Origin of the sequence: Xanthomonas bonasiae, from assembly GCF_014836395.1 — a bacterium.
GTDB lineage: Bacteria > Pseudomonadota > Gammaproteobacteria > Xanthomonadales > Xanthomonadaceae > Xanthomonas_A > Xanthomonas_A bonasiae.
This window is the reverse complement of sequence record NZ_JACSQX010000002.1, coordinates 114498-132083: the sequence shown is the minus strand read 5'-3', so window position 1 is coordinate 132083 and position 17586 is coordinate 114498. Positions and strand designations below refer to the sequence as shown.

The 17586-nt window shown below is 68.2% G+C and carries 11 protein-coding genes; 3 read left to right on the top strand and 8 right to left on the bottom strand.

Annotated features, from left to right (window positions below; genetic code table 11):
* Nucleotides 1-10: 10 nt before the first annotated feature.
* Both H9658_RS03385 and ybaL read right to left on the bottom strand, forming a co-directional pair.
* Nucleotides 11-742, bottom strand: a complete 732-nt coding sequence (locus H9658_RS03385; RefSeq protein ID WP_191824352.1) for an HpcH/HpaI aldolase family protein — start codon at nucleotides 740-742, stop codon at nucleotides 11-13.
* A gap of 186 nt (nucleotides 743-928) precedes the next feature.
* Nucleotides 929-2608, bottom strand: a complete 1680-nt coding sequence (gene ybaL, locus H9658_RS03380; protein WP_179566578.1) for a YbaL family putative K(+) efflux transporter — start codon at nucleotides 2606-2608, stop codon at nucleotides 929-931.
* A gap of 663 nt (nucleotides 2609-3271) precedes the next feature.
* On the opposite strand from ybaL, the gene H9658_RS03375 reads away from it, so the two are divergent.
* Nucleotides 3272-4789, top strand: coding sequence for an MASE1 domain-containing protein (locus H9658_RS03375; protein ID WP_179566576.1), 1518 nt, complete (start codon nucleotides 3272-3274; stop codon nucleotides 4787-4789).
* On the opposite strand, the gene H9658_RS03370 is transcribed toward H9658_RS03375, so the two are convergent.
* From H9658_RS03370 to H9658_RS03355, 4 genes are all read right to left on the bottom strand, one after another.
* Nucleotides 4779-5213 (bottom strand): hypothetical protein, encoded by a 435-nt coding sequence (locus H9658_RS03370; RefSeq protein WP_179566574.1) that lies wholly within the window; start codon nucleotides 5211-5213, stop codon nucleotides 4779-4781. The genes H9658_RS03375 and H9658_RS03370 overlap by 11 nt on opposite strands.
* 331 nt (nucleotides 5214-5544) lie before the next feature.
* The gene (locus tag H9658_RS03365; protein ID WP_191824351.1) at nucleotides 5545-7932 is read right to left on the bottom strand and encodes a TonB-dependent receptor plug domain-containing protein; all 2388 of its coding nucleotides are present in this window, start codon (nucleotides 7930-7932) and stop codon (nucleotides 5545-5547) included.
* Nucleotides 7933-8242: 310 nt separating this feature from the next.
* Complete coding sequence (locus H9658_RS03360; protein WP_191824350.1) at nucleotides 8243-10630, bottom strand: TonB-dependent receptor plug domain-containing protein; 2388 nt, start codon at nucleotides 10628-10630, stop codon at nucleotides 8243-8245.
* 246 nt (nucleotides 10631-10876) lie between these two features.
* Entirely contained in the window at nucleotides 10877-13267 is a 2391-nt protein-coding gene (locus H9658_RS03355) for a TonB-dependent receptor plug domain-containing protein (protein WP_191824349.1), read from the bottom strand.
* A gap of 282 nt (nucleotides 13268-13549) precedes the next feature.
* Between H9658_RS03355 and H9658_RS03350 the strand changes: the two genes are divergently transcribed.
* Both H9658_RS03350 and H9658_RS03345 read left to right on the top strand, forming a co-directional pair.
* A complete protein-coding gene (locus H9658_RS03350; protein WP_191824348.1) occupies nucleotides 13550-15406 on the top strand; it encodes an ABC-F family ATP-binding cassette domain-containing protein in 1857 nt (618 codons plus the stop codon).
* A gap of 120 nt (nucleotides 15407-15526) precedes the next feature.
* Entirely contained in the window at nucleotides 15527-16036 is a 510-nt protein-coding gene (locus tag H9658_RS03345; RefSeq protein WP_191824347.1) for a YcxB family protein, read from the top strand.
* Nucleotides 16037-16192: 156 nt separating this feature from the next.
* Here the strand turns inward: H9658_RS03345 and H9658_RS03340 are convergent, their stop codons facing one another.
* Together H9658_RS03340 and ampR are read right to left on the bottom strand one after the other, a co-directional pair.
* A complete protein-coding gene (locus H9658_RS03340) occupies nucleotides 16193-16483 on the bottom strand; it encodes a hypothetical protein (RefSeq protein WP_179566562.1) in 291 nt (96 codons plus the stop codon).
* A 234-nt stretch (nucleotides 16484-16717) separates the two neighbouring features.
* Complete coding sequence (gene ampR / locus H9658_RS03335) at nucleotides 16718-17581, bottom strand: LysR family transcriptional regulator AmpR (protein WP_191824346.1); 864 nt, start codon at nucleotides 17579-17581, stop codon at nucleotides 16718-16720.
* Between the last annotated feature and the right edge of the window lie 5 nt (nucleotides 17582-17586).

Genomic DNA, 17586 nt, shown 5'->3' with positions numbered 1-17586 from the left:
GAACGAAGGATCAATGCGCGCGCAGCTCGGCGGCGTGCTGGCGCAGCGCGGATTGCAGCAGCGCGCGGTCTTCGCCGGCGAACAGCCACTGCAGGTCCGCCTGCGCCAGCCAGTGCCGGCGTTGCGCCGCGTCGCGCGGATTGGGACAGAACGGGATACCGGCGTCGCCGCAGGCCGCGGCGATCGCCAGCAGCTGCGCCCACACCTGCGGATGGGTCGGCTGCGGGCCGACGCCCAGGTCCAGCGCCAGGTCGAGCGCGCCTTCCATCACCAGCGACACCCCCGGCACCTGCAGGATCTGCGGCAGGGCGCGCACGCCGGCGGCGCTTTCGATCATCGGCACCACGCGCAGGGTGTGCCGGGTGCGTTCGATGTAGTCGGCCAGCGCGACGCTGCCGAAGCCGGTGACGCGGCCGCCGCTGATGCCGCGCCGGCCGCGCGGCGGGAAGTGCGCGGCGGCGACCGCGCGCTCGGCCTGCTCGGCGCTGTCCAGCCCGGCCAGCACCACGCCGCGCGCGCCGGCGTCGAGCACCCGGCCGATCAGCTTGGCGTCGACCTCGGGCACCCGCACCCAGGCTTCGCAGCCGCCCAGTTCGCAGGCGCGGATCGCATGTTCCAGCTCGGCCGGCGAGCGCAGCACGTGCTCCAGGTCGAGCACTGCGAAGTCGTAGCCAAGGTGGCCGAACATCTCGCACAGCAACGGGCTGGGCACCGAATTGAGCAACCCGATCTTGCAAGCCATGGGGGAGGGCGAGCGGGGCTGGGGAAGGGGCTGCAATCCTGGCCTAAACGATAATGGTTATCAAGTAGGTTTCGGTGGCCGCCGCTGCATTCGTGTAGACGCTTTTTGTGCGCGCCGGCACCTATGCAGGGATGCAGCGCGCTTGCGCCGGTGACGGGGCTTCTACGAACGGACGCCGCGCAAGCCTCAGCCCGGCACGGCGCGCATGGCGCGGTACGGCGGCGTCGCCATCACCATCTCGGCCAGCGAATAGGCCAGCTCGCGCTCGGCCATTACCGTGCCGTCGGCGCCGTGCTCGAGCAGGTGCTTGACCTCGGCATCGCTGTGCGCGCGGGCCAGCAGGGTCAGTCCGGGATTCAGCGCGCGCAGCTTGGCCAGCGCCTCGCCGGCTTCCAGCGGCTGCGGGATCGCCAGGATCGCGATCTTGGCTTTTTCCGGATGCGCCTCGGCCAGCACCCGGTCGGCAGCGGCGCTGCCGCGGATGCCGGGGATGCCGTCGGCATGCGCGCGTTCCACGTGTTCGCGGTTGTCGTCGATCACCAGCACCGGCACCCCGCGCTCGCGCAGGACCGCCGCCAGCGTGCTGCCGACCCGGCCGTAGCCGATCACGATGGCGTGGTCGACCAGGTCCAGCGACGGCCCCGGCGGCAGTTCCGCTTCCACCGTCACCGGCGCGTCCACCGCCTGCCTGGCCTGCCAGCGGTCCAGCCAGGTGAACAGCAGCGGGTTGGCGATGATCGACAGCAGTGCGCCGGCCAGGATCAGGTCGCGCCCGGTCTCGGGCAGGATCGCCAGGCTGACGCCGAGCCCGGCCAGGATGAAGGAGAACTCGCCGATCTGCGCCAGGCTGGTGGAGATGGTCAGGGCGATGCCGGTGGGATGGCCGAACGCGCGCACGATCACGAACGCGGCCAGCGACTTGCCGACGGTGATGGTCAGGAACGTGGCCAGCACCTGCCACGGATGCTCGAGCAGGATGTGCGGGTCGAACAGCATGCCGACCGAGACGAAGAACAGCACCGCGAACGCATCGCGCAGCGGCAGCGAATCGTTGGCCGCCTTGTGGCTGAGCTCCGATTCCTTCAGCAGCATGCCGGCGAAGAACGCGCCGAGCGCGAACGACACCCCGAACAGGGTCGCCGAGCCGAACGCCACGCCCAGCGCGATCGCCAGCACCGACAGCGTGAACAGCTCGCGCGAGCCGGTCGCGGCGACCTTCTCCAGCACCCACGGGATCGCGCGGCGGCCGACCACCAGCATCACCACCACGAACGCGGCCATCTTCAGCAGGGTGATGCCCAGCGCACCGAGGATCGCGCCGGTGCCGGCGCCCTTGCCGCCGAGCGCGTCGGCCAATGCCGGCAGCAGCACCAGCGCCAGCACCATCACCAGATCCTCGACGATCAGCCAGCCCACCGCGATGCGCCCGCGCAGGGTTTCCAGCAGGCGCCGTTCCTCCATCGCGCGCAGCAGCACCACGGTGCTGGCCACCGACAGCGCCAGGCCGAACACCAGCCCGTGCAGGGTCGGCCAGCCCATGCTCCAGGCCAGGCCCCAGCCGAGCAGGGTGGCGACCGCGATCTGCGCCAGCGCGCCGGGGATCGCGATCCATTTCACTTCCATCAGGTCTTCGAGCGAGAAATGCAGGCCGACGCCGAACATCAGCAGCATCACCCCCAGTTCCGACAGCTGGTTGGCCAGCGCCTGGTCGGCGACGAAGCCGGGAGTGAACGGACCGACGCAGATGCCGGCCACCAGATAGCCGACCAGCGGCGAGAGCTTGATGCGGTGGGCGAGGGCGCCGAGGACGAAGGCGAGGGCGAGCCCGACCGCGATGATGTCGATGAGACTGGTGTCGTGATGCATGCAGATTCGCGGAACAAGATTGCAAGGAGTGTGGCCGATGCGGCTTTTATCGGCAAATCAGCGTGTCGGCCTCATGCGCGGCGATGCTTGTCGGGCGCGTCGTGGCCGGGGGGCCGGATCCGCGGCGTGCAACGCCTGCTTGCGCACCACCGGGCCGCTTCGGATTGTCGAGCGACGCTGTCGCCGCCCGGCCGTGCCGGAGGCCGGTAGCCGACACGCTCCGCGCTGCACGAGAGCGATGCGGAGCGTGCCAGGGCAGGGGCGGGTCGGGCGCTTCGGCAAGACATGCGTCGCGTTCCCATTTCCCCGCGTTCCGCCGCCGCTGCCGAGTGCCGGCCGCTCCGTCCGATTCTAGTCAAGCCGCGCCGCTCCGACAAAATGCCGACAATCGCCGCCGCCGCGCCGATGCAGCGCTCGCCGCATACGTCGCAGCCCAATGGCGGCGGCACTCTCACGGACGCGTGATACGCGAAACCGGCAAAATTGCCCCGGTCTGGGACCATGCCGAATGAGATGCCGGTCCCAGCCTCTCCGAAATCCCCGCAAACCCCCGCCGCGCAAGGCGTTGCCGCCGTATTGCGCTGCGCAAACTGTCTACTGTGCGCGCTTGCGCCGTGCTGTATGTTTGCGCCAATTGGGCATCCTGCCAAGGATCAAGGTGGCATGGCTACACTGAAAAAATTCGCTGGCGGCATCCTCCTGAGCGCGGTGTATTGCGCGCTCTACATGTTCGTGTGGCGCTGGTCGGTGGACCAATGGTTCCTGCCGGCCGGCTTGCGCGCGGCGGCGTTGCTGTTCCTGCCTTACCGGCTGTGGCCCTACGTGTTCCTGGGCGATGCCGCCGCCTTGCTGACGATGCGCTTGCCGATGGCCAACCACGACGGGGTCAGTGAGCTGTGGGCGTATCTGAGTCCGTTCCTGGCGGCGCCGCTGTTCGCGTTGCTGCCGTGGGCTTTCCGCAGCCGCTTTCCCGGCGCCTCGGCGGTGCAGCGCTGGTTGCCTTTGCTCACGGTTGGCCTGGCGCTGTGGGGCCTGCTGGTCAACAAGGCGGTCAACGCGATGTTGGACGGGCCGGCCGCCTTCATCACCCTGGAAACCAGCGTCAGGTACTGGATCGGTAGCTACCTCGGCATTCTGATGTTCTTCCTGCCGGCCTTGCTCTGGCTGCGTCGCAAGACCGATAAATTCATGCCCAGCAAGCTGTTGCGCGACTCCGCGATCGCGGTCCTGGCGGTGGCGGGCATCTTCGTGCTGGCCATGCAGACCTCGGGCCTGATGCACCAGGTCGTGCTGCTGGCGCTGTTGGTGCCGGGCGCCTGGCTCACTCTGTCCTACGGCTGGCGCGGCTCGGCGGTCGGCGTGGTGCTGGCCAACCTGGCCGTTGCCATGTCGCTGCCGCGGGTGAATTACCCGGGCGCCTACGATCAGCAGGGCTTCGACGTGCAGATGCTGATCGCGGTCGCGGCGACCCTGCTGTTCGTGCTCGGCTCGAAGATTTCCAGCGCGTTCCGCCAGGCGCGGCACTTCGGCTATGCCGAGCAGCAGGCGCTGCAGGTGGCGCAGGCCAGCTACATGTCGGCCGAGCGCACGCTGCGCAACCGGGTGATCGAGTACACCGATATCCATACCCACCTCAACAAGCTGCGCCGCGACATCGCCTCTTCGCTGAAGGAGCGCGGCCACTACGCTGCGGCCATGGAGATGAACCGTACCGGGGTGATCCAGGCGCAGTTGATGGACGACTACGTCGCCGCGCTGTATCCGCTGGACATCGAGACCCATGGACTCTACGGCGCATTGAGTTCCATCGCCTTCGCCAATGCCTGCGACACCGAGGTGGAGACGCGGCTGCGCGGCGAATCGCGGCAGTTGTCGATCGGCCTGCAACTGGCGGCGTACCGCTGCGTGCTCAATGCGATGGAGGTGCTGCCCAGCGGCAGCCGCCATCGGATCACGGCGCGGGTGTGGAAAGCGCGTGGCCGGCGTGGCCTGGTGGTGACGATCGCCGCCGATCCGGAGCTGCTGGTCGCCAGGAAAACAGCGGACAAGCGCGTGGACGAGATCGAGTGGGAACTGGCGAGCCGGCTGAAAGCCCATGACGGCACCTGCCGGCGCCGCCATGAGCTGAAGATGAGCTTCCTTGTCTCCGAACCGTCGGAGCGGCGCCCCGTCACTTCTTGATGGTGACGGTCCACGCGTCGCCGCTGGTGGTGCTGGCTCGCTGCACGGTGAAGTAGCGCGCATCGTAGACCACGGTGCCGCGGCTGTAGTCCAGCGCATCGACGATGCTGACCCGATCCACGTCCTTGCCCATCGGCGTCACCCAGGCGGTGTTTTCGATGCGTCCGATCGCGCCACGCACCTGCCCATTCGCGTCGTTGATCTGCAGGTAGGTCACCCCGTTGCGCTCGAACTGGTAGATGCTCACGGTCGCGTTGGCCGACAGATCGGTTGCGGCCGGTGCGCTTTCGCCAAAGCCCTGCCGGGCGATCTGGCTACCGCCGCCGGTGGGGCAGCAGGTCTGCGCATGAGCGGCCGTGGCAAACGCCGAGCACAGCAACACGCCCGACGCCAGCGCCGCGATTTTCGAAATATTCCATTCCATAGCTTTTCCTTCCCCTGCTAAGGGTCTATCGCCTGCCGTTCAGGCGATTCCACCTTACGCGAGTCGCAGAGGCCAGCTGTTGACAAATATGCGGTAGATACACGGCGTGCGGCGATATGCCGTTGATAGTTTGGGGATTGTCTGATTGTCTACAGAAGTAACTTCCTGCAGTTCTTGATTCGTGCTATCCGGTAACGTTAATCGGTAGACGTCGCGCCCCGATTAACCAGCGATCGCCGGCCTGCGCGTAGCTCACCCTAGAAAAGCCCCGGCGAACCGGGGCTTTTCCCGTCTGGCGGCGAGTGCCGCATCGGTCACCGCCGCGCGCGCATCACCATTTGTAGTTGACGTTGGCGTAGGCGAGTGCGCCATTGAAACCGAACGGCGAGGACGTGCTGTAAGGCAGGTAAGTGCGGGTGCCCGCGCCGGCACGCGACTGGTCGGGATATTCGTTGAGCACGTTGTCGCCGCCGATGGTGAAGTCCCAGTTGCCCAGCTTGTAGCTGGCGGCCAGGTCCAGCGTCCACTTCGCCGCATAGGTCTGGTCGGCCGCGGCGGTGGTGCCGAAGTCGGTGAACTCGCCCCAGCGCGTGGCGGTAGCGGTGAACGCCCAGTTGCCCGGCGCCCAGACGCTGCTCAGGAAGAACTTGTCGCGCGGCGCGCCCTTGGTGATGCGGCCGATCTCGGCGCGGCCGATGCGCACCGCGGTCGGGTCGATCGCCTCCAGCACCGCCGGGTTTTCGGCGATCTTCTCGATCTCGGTCTTGTTGTAGTTGTAGCCGGCGGTCAGGTCCAGATTGCTGTTGCTCAATGCGATCTTGTAGGTGCCGACCGCGTCGATGCCCTGGGTCTTGGTGTCGATCGCGTTGGTGAAGTAGCGGCCGCCGCCGATGCCGGCATAGCCGTTGGCCTGCAGGTAGTCGCGCACCGCGGTGGAGGTCAGGTTCTCCGACAGCACGATGCGGTCGTCGATGTCGATCCGGTAGGCGTCGACGGTGACGTACAGCGCATCGCCCGGCTGCAGCACCAGGCCCAGGCCGTAGTTCTTCGACTTCTCCGCCTTCAGCGGTTCGGCGCCGAGCGCGACCGCGGCCGGATTGTCGGTGCGGAAGGTGCCGATCTCGAACGGCGTGGCGGTGATGCTGCCGTCGGGCTGGGTGACGTTGATGAAGTTGGTGGCGATGGACTGGAAATACTGCTGCTGCAGCGACGGCGCGCGAAACCCGGTGGAGGCGGTGGCGCGCAGCGCGATCTTGTCGGTGAACGCGTAGCGCAGCGACAGCTTGCCGGTGCTGGTGTCGCCGAAATCGCTGTAGTTCTCGTAGCGCCCGGCCAGGCCGGCGGAGAACTTATCGGTGATGTCGCCTTCCAGGTCCACGTAGGCCGAGTAGCTGTTGCGGTCGTAGTGGCCGGAATCGCTGGGCTTGAAGCCGGCGAACACCTGCGCGCCCGGCAGCAGGCTGCCGTTGGCCGAAGGCACGCCGCCGTTGACGTAGGAGGCGGCATCGCCCGGCGATTCGTTGAACTTCTCGCCGCGCCACTCGCCGCCGAAGGCCAGCGTGACCGGATAGGCCAGGCCGACCTCCAGCGACTTGGTGAAGTCGGCGTTGAGCAGGTTCTGGGTGACTTCCAGGGTGCCGGCATAGAAATCGGTCGGACTGCTCGTGCCCAGGCTGTTGTTCAGGCTGTTCTTGACCTCGAAGCTGAGGTTGTTGCGGCCGTAGTTGTAGCTGATGTCGATGCCCAGCCCGCCTTCGGTGCTGGCCTTGAAGCCGCCGACCCAGGACACGTCCTTGCTGACGTTGTAGATCTGCGGCAGGAAGCCGTCCGGATAGATCTCCGGGCGGTTGCGGTTGTCGCCGGACCAGCGGAAGTAGCCGTTGGACAGCACCTCGCGGCGGCTGAGCATGCCGTAGGAATAGAAGGTCAGGTACTCGGCCGGGCTGTACTGGCCGTTGTAGGAGAACGCGCCCTGGTCGACGTCCGGGTCGCCGTAGCGCTGCTGCACTTCGCCCTGGTACGGCTTGGCGCGGTCGGTCTGGTCCTGGTGGCCGGCCTGCGCGGCGAAATGCACGCTGCCGTTCTCGCCGAACTTGACCCCGGCGTCGCCGGACAGCTGGTATTGCTCGCCGTCGCCGGCGCTGTACTTGCCGTAGCGCGCGGCGATGCTGCCGCCTTCGCCGCTGCCCTTGAGCACGATGTTGATGACGCCGGCGATGGCGTCGGAGCCGTATTGCGCCGAGGCGCCGTCGCGCAGCACTTCGATGCGCTCGACCGCGGCGATCGGAATGGTGTTGAGGTCGGCCGGCGACGAACCGCGGCCCTGCGCGCCGTTGAGGTTGACCAGCGCGGTGGTGTGGTAGCGCTTGCCGTTGACCAGCACCAGCACCTGGTCCGGCGAGAGCCCGCGCAGCTGCGCCGGGCGCACCGCGTCGGAGCCGTCGGTGATCGCCGGGCGCGGGAAGTTCAGCGACGGCACCGCGCGCGACAGCGCGGTGGCCAGTTCGGTGGTGCCGGTGGACTGCAGCATTTCCGGCGAGATGATGTCGATCGGCGAGGCCGATTCGGCGACGGTGCGGTCGGCCACGCGAGTGCCGGTGACGATCACGGTATCCAGCGTCTGTGCGCTGGAAGAAGAGCTTTGTGCGAGCGCAGGCGCGGCGGATGTGGCCAGGGCGAGGGCGACGGCAGTGGCGAGAGGACTGAACGTGCGGGTCATTGGCGGGGCGGCTCCAGGATGGGGGAAGAGTCGGCGCCGCCGCATTCGCCATCACCCCCTCCCGGGTGTTGCGCCTATGGCGAATGTTGCGGCTGCGGCCATGGGTTACCGGCATATGTCGGGTGTGTCAATGTTCTGTTAAACCCGCGCGCGTGGTTGCATTTGCAACGACCGCTGCGGCACTTGCGGCAGAATCGATGCCGCCGTTTGCCGAGGTCGTAGACAAAAACGAAAGGCCCCGCATTGCGGGGCCTTTCGGGTGTGGTCCAGTTCACGGATCGCGCCGCACGCGGCGACGCGACCGTGGCGATCACCAGCGGTAGTTGATCCGCCCATACACGTAGGCGCCGTTGAATCCGTACGGCGAGTAGTTGCTGTAGGGCAGCATGCCGTAGGTGGAGTTGACCAGGTTGGTGGTCTTGTCCGGGTACTGGTCGAGCAGGTTGTCGGCGCCCAGGGTCAGCGTCCAGTTGTCGCCGGGTTTGAAGCTGGCCGAGGCGTCCACCACCCAGCTCGCGTCGTAGGTCTGGTCGCGCGCGGCGCTGGCGGAGTTGCGCACGGTGAAATCGCCGTAGCGGGTGGCGGCCAGGTTGAAGTCCCAGCGCTGCAGCTTCCAGGTGCCGCTGAGGATGATCTTGTCCTTCGGGAAGCTGTCCTCCAGGCGCCCGATCTCGTCGCGGCCCAGGATGGTCTGGGTCGAGCCGATGTCCAGCAGCGCCTGCGGCTGTTCGATCGCATGGGTGATCTCGGTCTTGCTGTAGCCGTAGCTGGCGGTGAGGTCGAGCGAGCTGGCCGCGAACGGGATCGTGTAGGTGCCGACCAGGTCGACGCCGCGGGTGCGGGTGTCGGCCGCGTTGGCGAAGTAGCGCACGCTGGTGACGTTGGAATAGCCCAGGCTCTGCAACTGCGCGAGCACGGCGGCGTCGTTGAGGTTGGAGGACAGCAGGATGCGGTCGTCGATCTTGATCTGGTACGCGTCCAGGGTCACGTACAGGCGCTCGACCGGCTGCAGCACCAGGCCCAGGCTGTAGGACAGCGATGTCTCCGCCTTCAGCGGCGCGGCGCCCAGCGCCTGGGCCACGGCGCTGTCCACCGGGAAGGTGCCCGATTCGAAGAAGCTGCCGTTGATGTAGCTGCTGGTCACCGCCTGGTATTGCTGCTGCGCCAGCGACGGGGCGCGGAAGCCGCTGGCCACGGTGCCGCGCAGCGCCACCTTGTCGGTGAACGCGTAGCGCGCCGACAGCTTGCCCGAGCTCTTGCTGCCGAAATCCGAGTAGTCCTCGTAGCGGCCGGTGAGGCCGGCGGAGAACTTGTCGGTGAAGTCGGCTTCCAGCCCGGCGTAGACGGCGTAGTTGTGGCGGTCCGAATGCACCGCGTTGGCCGGCGAGAAGCCGGCGAAGCCCTGCGCGCCGCCGGTGGTGCCGGTGTAGGAGGCCAGTTCGCCCGGCGACTGGTTCCACTTCTCCTGGCGGTACTCGGCGCCGAAGGACAGCGTCACCGGATAGGCCAGGCCCCATTCCAGCGGCTGGGTGAAGTCGGCATTGACGATGTTCTGGGTGTACTCCAGCGCGCCGTCGTAGAAGCTGCTCGGGCTGTCGATGCCGAGGCTGTAGTTGATGCTGTTGCGGGTGTTGAAGTCGATCTTGTTGTAGCCGTAGTTGTAGCTCACGTCCCAGCCGAAGCCGCCTTCGGTGCTTCCCTTGAGTCCGGCCACCAGCGAGCGGTCCTTGGAGTACTGCTCGATCTCCGGCACGTAGCCGTCGGGATAGGTCTGCGCCAGCAGCGCGCTCTGCCCGTTATGGTTGCGCGAGCGGTAGAACGCGAACGAGGTGATGTCGCGGTTGCTGGCGATGGCGGTGGCGTAGCCGGTGACGCGGTCGCTGAAACGGAACTCGCCGTTGGCCGAGACCGCGGTCGCATCGACCTGCGGGTCGCCGTAGACGAAGGTGGTCTCGCCGATGCCCGGATAGTTGCCGGTGTTCGGCGCGGTGCCCCGGTAGGGGCCGGCGCGGTTGGTTTCGTCCTGCTGGCTGATCTGCCCGGCCACATGCAGGCTGCCGCGGCCGTCGCCGAAGCTGACCCCGGTATCGCCGGAGAGCTGCGACTTGGCGCCGTCGCCGGCCGAGTACTGGCCGTGGTCGATCGCCAGGCTGCCGCCGCTGCCCGAGCCCTTCAGCACGATGTTGATGACCCCGGCGATGGCGTCGGAGCCGTACTGCGCCGAGGCGCCGTCGCGCAGCACTTCCACGCGCTCGATCGCCGCGATCGGGATCGCGTTGATGTCCACCGCCGAGGCGCCGCGGCCGATGCTGCCGTTGACGTTGATCTGTGCGGAGGTGTGGCGGCGCTTGCCGTTGACCAGCACCAGCACCTGGTCCGGCGACAGCCCGCGCAGCTGCGCCGGGCGGATGCCGCTGGTGCCGTCGGTCAGCGCCGGGCGCGGGAAGTTCAGCGAGGGCAGCACGCGCGACAGCGCGGTGGCCAGCTCGGAGGTGCCGGTGGACTGCAGCGCTTCGGTGCTGATGATGTCGATCGGCGACTGCGACTCGGCCACGGTGCGGTCGCTGACCCGGGTGCCGGTGACGATGACGGTGTCGAGCGTGCTCGGGGTGTCGGTGGTGGTGGTCTGCGCCAGCACCGAAGGGGCGGCGAGGGCGGCGAGCACGGCGCTCGCCAACAGGGACAACGGACGGTTCATGGAAACTCCAGCGGATGCCGAAACGGCAAAGGGGGCGGTCGCTGTGCGACGCCGGCCATGCGGGCCTGCCCCAGGGGTCGTTATTATTATTTAACAATCGCGCGGCAGTGCAGCATGCCGCAGCATGTTCTTATGCCTTTCGGTTCTAAGTGAAATGGTGGCTCGCCCCAATGGCACAGGCCGCCCGCGCCCTGCGGCGGAGCGGCCTGTGCGGGGTGTGGCAGTAAGGCTGGCCTGGAGGTTGCCCTAGAAGCGGTAGCTCACCCGGCCGAACCAGTAGCGGCCGTTGAAGCCGAACGGAGACAGCGACGAGTACTGCAGGCCGCTGGGGCGGTCCTCGTAGATGTTGTTCGGTGCCGACCGGGTCGGGTACTGGTTGGTGAGGTTGTCCGCGCCCACGCTGAAGGTGAGGTCGCGCCACGTGTAGCTGGTGGACACGTTCAACAGCCAGCGTGCGGCGAAGGTCTGATCCTGGCTGCCGTCGGCATTGTCGCCGCGGCGGGTGACCGCGCCGTAGCGGGTGGCGTCGCCACGCACGCTCCAGCCGGCGCGGGTCCAGTCGGCGCTGAGCACGTACTTGGTGCGCGGGGTGGCGTCGGTCAGCAGGCCCTGGCTGGCGCGCCGGAAGTTGGGATCGGAGACCTCCAGGATCTCGGTCTTGTTGTAGTTGGCGCTGAGGCTCAGGTTGAGCCTGCCGGCCTGGTCCAGATCGAGCAGATAGTTGTTCACCCAGTCGACGCCGCGGGTACGCGTGGTCGCGCCGTTGACGAAGAACTGCACCGCGGTGACCTGCCCGATCGGCACATCCAGCGACAGCTGGTCCGAATACAGGATCTGGTCCCAGATGCGGATCTGGTACAGGTCCAGGGTGGAGCTGAAGTCGGTGCCGGCCTGCCACACCGCGCCGACGCTGTAGTTGCTGGATTTTTCCGGGGTCAGCGGTTTGGCGCCGAGCGCGATGGCCACCGGGTCGGAGGTGCGGTAGGTGCCGATCTGGGTCAGTTGCCCGTTCTGCAGCAGGGTCACCACCGAGGCGTAGTTCTGCTGCGCCAGCGAGGGCGCGCGAAAGCCATTGGAGACGGTGCCGCGCAGGGCGAAGGCGTCGCTGAGCTGGTAGCGCGCCGACAGCTTGCCGGAGCGGGTGGAGCCGGCATCGCTGTAGTCCTCGTAGCGCGCGGCCAGGCCACCGGAGAGTTTCTCGGTCAGGTCGGCCTCCAGGTCGGCATAGACCGCCTTGCTGTGCCGCTCGAAGTCGCCGGCCACCGCCGGCGACAGGCCCGGGAACACCTGCGAGCCGCCCGGATAGGCGCTGCCGGTGTCGGGGTTGATCGTGGTCGGATCGAAGAAGTACGAATCCGGCGAGCCGGCGTTGACCGCGTACTTGTCCTGCCGGTATTCGGCGCCGAAGGCGAGGTTGACCGGATAGGCCAGGCCCCAGTCGAAGGACTTGCTGAAGTCCGCATTGAGCACGCCCTGCCGGTTGCGGAAGCCGCCGGCATTGAAACGGGTGGGCGAAGCGCCGGTGGTCCAGTACAGATTGGTGTTGATGGTGTTGAGCAGGTTGAAGGTCACGTCGTTCTCGCCGTAGTCGGCGGAGACGTCCCAGGTCCAGTCGCTGTCGGTGCTGCCCTTGAGGCCCAGCACCGCGGCGCGGTCGTTGGACGGGTTGTAGATCTGCGGCAGGAAGCCGTTGGGGTAGATCGCCTGCACGTTGCGGTCGCTGTTGTCCCAGGCGCGGTAGTAGCCGTTGGACACCACCTCGCGGCGGCTGAAGTTGGCGTAGCCGTACAGGTCGATGCGCGGGGTCAGCGCATAGCCGAAGCTGAGCAGGCCCTGGTAGGTCTTGACCGCGGGGTCGCCGTAGCGCTGGTACGGAATGCCGCTGGGATTGTCGGCGCCAGCCAGGGTGGTGGCCTTGTCGGCGTTCTCGGCGCGGTTGGTGTTCATCGCGTTCTGGTAGTTCCAGGACAGCCGCACCCAGCCGGGCGCTTCGCCGTCGTTCGCGCCGCCGAAGGCCAATCCGTACGAGCCGTCCACGCCGTTCTGCGCGCCGTCGCCCTTGTCCATGATGCCGCCGTTGACCGAGACGCTGTTGCTGCCGGGTTTGGCGCCGTGCTTGAGCACGATGTTGATCACCCCGGCGATCGCATCGGAGCCGTACTGCGCGGAGGCGCCGTCGCGCAGCACCTCGATGCGCGCGATCGCCGACATCGGGATCGAATTGAGATCGGCCGGCGCCGAGCCGCGGCCGACCGACGGGTTGTAGTTGACCAGCGAGGTGGTGTGGTAGCGCTTGCCGTCCACCAGCACCAGCACCGCGTCCGGGGACAGGCCGCGCAGGGTCGCCGGGCGCAGCGCGTCGTTGCCGTCGTTGATCGCCGGGCGCGGGAAGTTCAGCGACGGCAGCAGCTTGCCCAGGGCGCTGCCCAGGTCGCTGGCGCCGGTCGCCTGCAGCGATTCGGGGCCGATGATGTCGATCGGCGACTGCGACTCGGCCACCGTGCGGTCGGCGATGCGGGTGCCGGTGACGATGATGTTGTCCAGGGTCTTGGGAGCCTGGTCTTGCTGGGCGAAACTGGTGCCGGAGGCGAGGGCGAGCAGGATGGCGCTGGCCAGGGGGAGCGGGCGGTGCTTCATCGTACGGAGACTCCAGTGGCTGGGGGAATGGCGTGGGTCTGAGTGCCCTGAGGGCAGGCGCGGCATGCTGCAGTGCAGCGATGAATCGCCCCGATTGAAATATTTTTTTCATCTGGCCGCGTATACAAAAACGGTATTGGATCCAGTTGCCGGGTGGCGGACGGGTCCGGTCCGAGGCCCGCGCGGCGGGGGCCGATGGCCGGCCGCGGCCCGGATCCGGGGTGGGCCATCCGGGACGAAGCGGATACACTGCCGCCTCGAACGTCGAGTGCCCCCCTTCCCGTGATTTCCCTTAGAAACTTCGCCATGCGCCGCGGCGAGCGGCTGCTGTTGTCCAACGTCGATCTGACCCTGCATGCCGGCTACCGCGTCGGTGTGGTCGGGCGCAACGGCACCGGCAAGTCCAGCCTGTTCGCGGCGATCCGCGGCGAGCTGGAGGCGGACAAGGGCGATGTGGAACTGCCCGGCAAGCTGCGCACCGCCAGCGTCGCCCAGGAAACCCCGTCGCTGCCGGATCCGGCGCTGGACTTCGTGCTCGGCGGCGACACCGAGGTGGCGGCGGCGCTGCAGGCCGAGGCCGCCGCGCTGGCCGCGGAGGACTGGGAGGCGGTCGCCGCCGCGCACGTGCGCCTGGAAGAGGTCGGCGGCTACGACGGCACCGCGCGCGCCGGCAAGCTGCTGCACGGCCTGGGCTTCCCGGCGGCGACGCATTCGCGCCCGGTCAAGGATTTCTCCGGCGGCTGGCGGGTGCGGCTGAACCTGGCGCGGGCGCTGATGATGCCCTCGGACCTGCTGCTGCTCGACGAGCCGACCAACCATCTGGACATGGACGCGGTGCTGTGGCTGGAACAGTGGCTGCTGAAGTACCCGGGCACGCTGCTGCTGATCAGCCACGACCGCGAATTCCTCGACAACGTCGCCACCCACACCCTGCATCTGCACGGCGGCGGCGCCAAGCTGTATGTCGGCGGCTACACCGATTTCGAGCGCCAGCGTACCGAGCAGCTGCGCCAGCAGCAGATCGCGCACGAGAAGGAACAGGCCGAGCGCGCCCACCTGCAGAGCTTCATCGACCGCTTCAAGGCGCAGGCCAGCAAGGCCAGCCAGGCGCAGAGCCGGATGAAGCGGCTGGCGAAGATGGCCGGCACCGAGGCGGTGCGCGCCGAGCGCGAGTTCCGCATCGAGTTCGCCCAGCCCAACCGCCTGCCGCATTCGCTGATCCGGCTCAACCATGCCGACTGCGGCTACGGCAGCGAGGTGATCCTGCGCCAGGCCGGGTTCGGCCTGGAGGCGGGCGACCGCATCGGCCTGCTCGGCCCCAACGGCGCCGGCAAGTCGACCCTGGTCAAGAGCCTGGTCGGCGAGATCCCGCTGCTCAGCGGCGAACGCAGCGCGCATCCGGACCTGCGCATCGGCTACTTCGCCCAGCACACGGTGGAGTCGCTGCACGAAGGGCAGTCGCCGATCGACCATTTCCGCGAGATCTCGCCGGACGCGTCGATCCAGGCGTTCCGCGACTTCCTCGGCAAGTGGAATTTCCCGGGCGATCGCGCGTTCGAAGTGGTGGACGGCTTCTCCGGCGGCGAGCGCGCGCGCCTGGCGCTGGCGCTGATCGCCTGGCAGCAGCCGAACGTGCTGCTGCTCGACGAGCCGACCAACCACCTGGACCTGGAGATGCGCGAGGCGCTGGCCGAGGCATTGAGCGATTTCGAGGGCGCGATCGTGATGGTCTCGCACGACCGCCATCTGATCGGCCTGGTCTGCGACACGTTCTGGCGCGTGGCCGACGGCGTGGTCGAGCCGTTCGCCGGCGACCTGGACGAATACGCGGCGTGGCTGCGCAGCCGTCCGGCCGCGCAGGGCACCAAGCAGAAGATGGCCGAGGTCGCGCCGACCCCGCCGCCGCCGGTCAAGCCGCTGCCGGCGAAGAAGCCGCCGAACCCGCACAAGCTGGCCGCCGCCGAAAAGCGCGTCGGCGAGCTGGAAGCGGCGCTGGCCGAGCTCGACCGCCAGCTCGCCGATCCAAAGCACTACGCCGACGTGGAGAAGATGGCGGTGCTGGGCCGCGACCGTGAGGCCACCGCGCAACTGCTGGCGCAGGCCGAGCAGGCGTGGATGGAATTGATCGAAGGCGCATAGCCCGTTGCGCTTGCGGCGCGATCGCTGGCGCAGTCCGTTGTGGTGCCGCGTGCGCATGCCCGTTCATGCGCACGCCGATACGCTTGTGCAAACGACACAAGCGAACGAGGCCAGCCGAGCATGATCAGCGGCGTCATCAGCCTGGATGACTATCTTGCCGCGCAACGCCTGCACCAACGGCGCCCGCTACGGCGTGCGCTGGTGCTGTCGGCGACGCTGTTGTTGGTTGGAGTGCCGCTCGTGATGGTCGGCACCAGCGATGCTGTCTGCATCGTAGGCGGCCTGCTGGGCGGCATCGGTGGCGGTGGCCTGATCGGCCTGGCCTTGCTGTACGGGTGGAAACTGCCGCGCAAGCTGCGGCGCCTGCATGCGCAACAGGCGGCGCTGCGGCATGCCATCACCTACGCCTGGGACGAGAACGGTCTTGAGGTTACCTGGTCGGGCGGGCACGCGCGCCGTCCCTGGGCCGATTTCATCCGCTATCGCGAGAATCCGCAGGTGCTGCTGCTGTATCACAACGACATGTTGTTCGACCTGGTGCCCACCTCCTGGTTCGTCGATGCCGCCCAGCGCGAGGCGTTTCGGAAGCTGGCATCGCGGGTGGGAACCGGCGATGCGCGCGCGGGATAGCGAACGCGAGGCGTGCGCCTGCGGCGGACGCGAACGGCGATGCCGCATGGCGGCAGATACATGACGACCGCCGGCGGCATGGTCAGAGCGTCTGGCCAAAACGCCAAGCGCCCGCTGCGCGCTTGCCGGCACCATGCCGGCGTGCTGCGGACGCGCTCAGGCGGCGGCGCTGGCCACGACCAGCAGGCCGCCGGCGATGGCGGCCCAGTCCAGCGGCGTACGCGAGCGCAGGCCGCGCAGCGACGGGCGTGCCGTCGGCGTCGGCCGCAAGCCGGCCTTGATCCCCATCAAGGCCAGCCCGGCCGCACTCAGCGCCCAGTGCCATTCGCTCGCGCCGCTGCGCAGGAAATAGGCCAGGTGCAATACGCACAGGCAGGCCAGCGCGGCGGCCAGGACGATGTCGCGAGAAACCAGAGCCGGACGAGCGGCCATGACGAAACGGTTCATTGCGTGTTCCCCCCAGGAACGTGATCGCCTTCCCCTGGCGCACATTGCAACTGCGACCATGATCATAGTTCGGCGTTCGGGCAGCCGCCAAGCGGCAGTGCACAAATTCTTCACCTGGCCTGTGGTGCCCGGTCGCGCTGCTGTCGGAGTGCGCTGGTGGGGGCTGTGGCGTGTCCGGCTCGATCATGCAGGCCGGCGTCGACAGCGACTAGCCGATGCGCCGCGCGCCGTCTGTCATCGCTCGGCCAGCAGCCATTCGCGCAGGCGGCGGCTTGCGTCGTTTTCCGCGCGCGAGCGCAGCCGGGTGAGCCAGTAGCGGCCGGCGTCGATGCGGGTCGGGAACGGCGCGAGCAGGCGCCCGGCGTCCAGGTCCTGGGCGAACAGGCGCAGCGGCAGCAAGGCCACGCCGGCGCCCGCCGCCGCCGCGCTGGCCAGGGTCAGCGACGAATCGCAGATCGGCCCGCTGGCGACCACTTCCGGCGCGCCGGCCGCCTGCAGCCAGCGCGCCCATTCGTCCAGCCGGTAGGAGCGCAGCAGCGGCACGCCGCCCAGGTCGGCCGGCACGCGCAGCGACCGCGCCAGCACCGGCGCGCACACCGGCGCGAACGGCGCGTCCAGGATCGGCGTGGCGGACTGGCCCTGCCAGTCGCCGTCGCCGAAGCGGATCGCCAGGTCCAGGCCTTCGCCGGCCAGATCGACCCGGTTGTTGTGGGTGTGCACGCGCAGTTCGATGTCCGCATGCGCGGCGTGGAAGGCGTCCAGCCGCGGCAGCAGCCAGCCCACCGCGAAGGTGCCGACCACGCCGATGCTCAGCGTCTCGCGGTAGCGGCCGCCGGCGAAGCGCTGCAGGGTGGCGGCGATGCGGTCGAAGGCCTCGGTCAGCACCGGATGCAGGCGCTGGCCTTCGTCGGTCAGGGCCACGCCGCGCGGCAATCGCTGGAACAGGACCACGCCCAGGCGCGCTTCCAGTTGCTTGATCTGGTGGCTGAGCGCGGCCTGGGTCACGCACAGCTCGGCGGCCGCGCGGGTCAGGTTCTGGTGCCGTGCGGCGGCTTCGAAGGCGCGCAGGGCGTTCAATGGCAGCTGCGGGCGGATCATCGTGC

Excerpts from the sequence above, each read along its gene's own strand:
- H9658_RS03385 (WP_191824352.1), bottom strand. The coding sequence starts at position 742 with ATGGCTTGCAAGATCGGGTTGCTCAATTCGGTGCCCAGCCCGTTGCTG.
- ybaL (WP_179566578.1), bottom strand. The coding sequence starts at position 2,608 with ATGCATCACGACACCAGTCTCATCGACATCATCGCGGTCGGGCTCGCC.
- H9658_RS03375 (WP_179566576.1), top strand. The coding sequence starts at position 3,272 with ATGGCTACACTGAAAAAATTCGCTGGCGGCATCCTCCTGAGCGCGGTG.
- H9658_RS03370 (WP_179566574.1), bottom strand. The coding sequence starts at position 5,213 with ATGGAATGGAATATTTCGAAAATCGCGGCGCTGGCGTCGGGCGTGTTG.
- H9658_RS03365 (WP_191824351.1), bottom strand. The coding sequence starts at position 7,932 with ATGACCCGCACGTTCAGTCCTCTCGCCACTGCCGTCGCCCTCGCCCTG.
- H9658_RS03360 (WP_191824350.1), bottom strand. The coding sequence starts at position 10,630 with ATGAACCGTCCGTTGTCCCTGTTGGCGAGCGCCGTGCTCGCCGCCCTC.
- H9658_RS03355 (WP_191824349.1), bottom strand. The coding sequence starts at position 13,267 with ATGAAGCACCGCCCGCTCCCCCTGGCCAGCGCCATCCTGCTCGCCCTC.
- H9658_RS03345 (WP_191824347.1), top strand. The coding sequence starts at position 15,527 with ATGATCAGCGGCGTCATCAGCCTGGATGACTATCTTGCCGCGCAACGC.
- H9658_RS03340 (WP_179566562.1), bottom strand. The coding sequence starts at position 16,483 with ATGAACCGTTTCGTCATGGCCGCTCGTCCGGCTCTGGTTTCTCGCGAC.
- ampR (WP_191824346.1), bottom strand. The coding sequence starts at position 17,581 with ATGATCCGCCCGCAGCTGCCATTGAACGCCCTGCGCGCCTTCGAAGCC.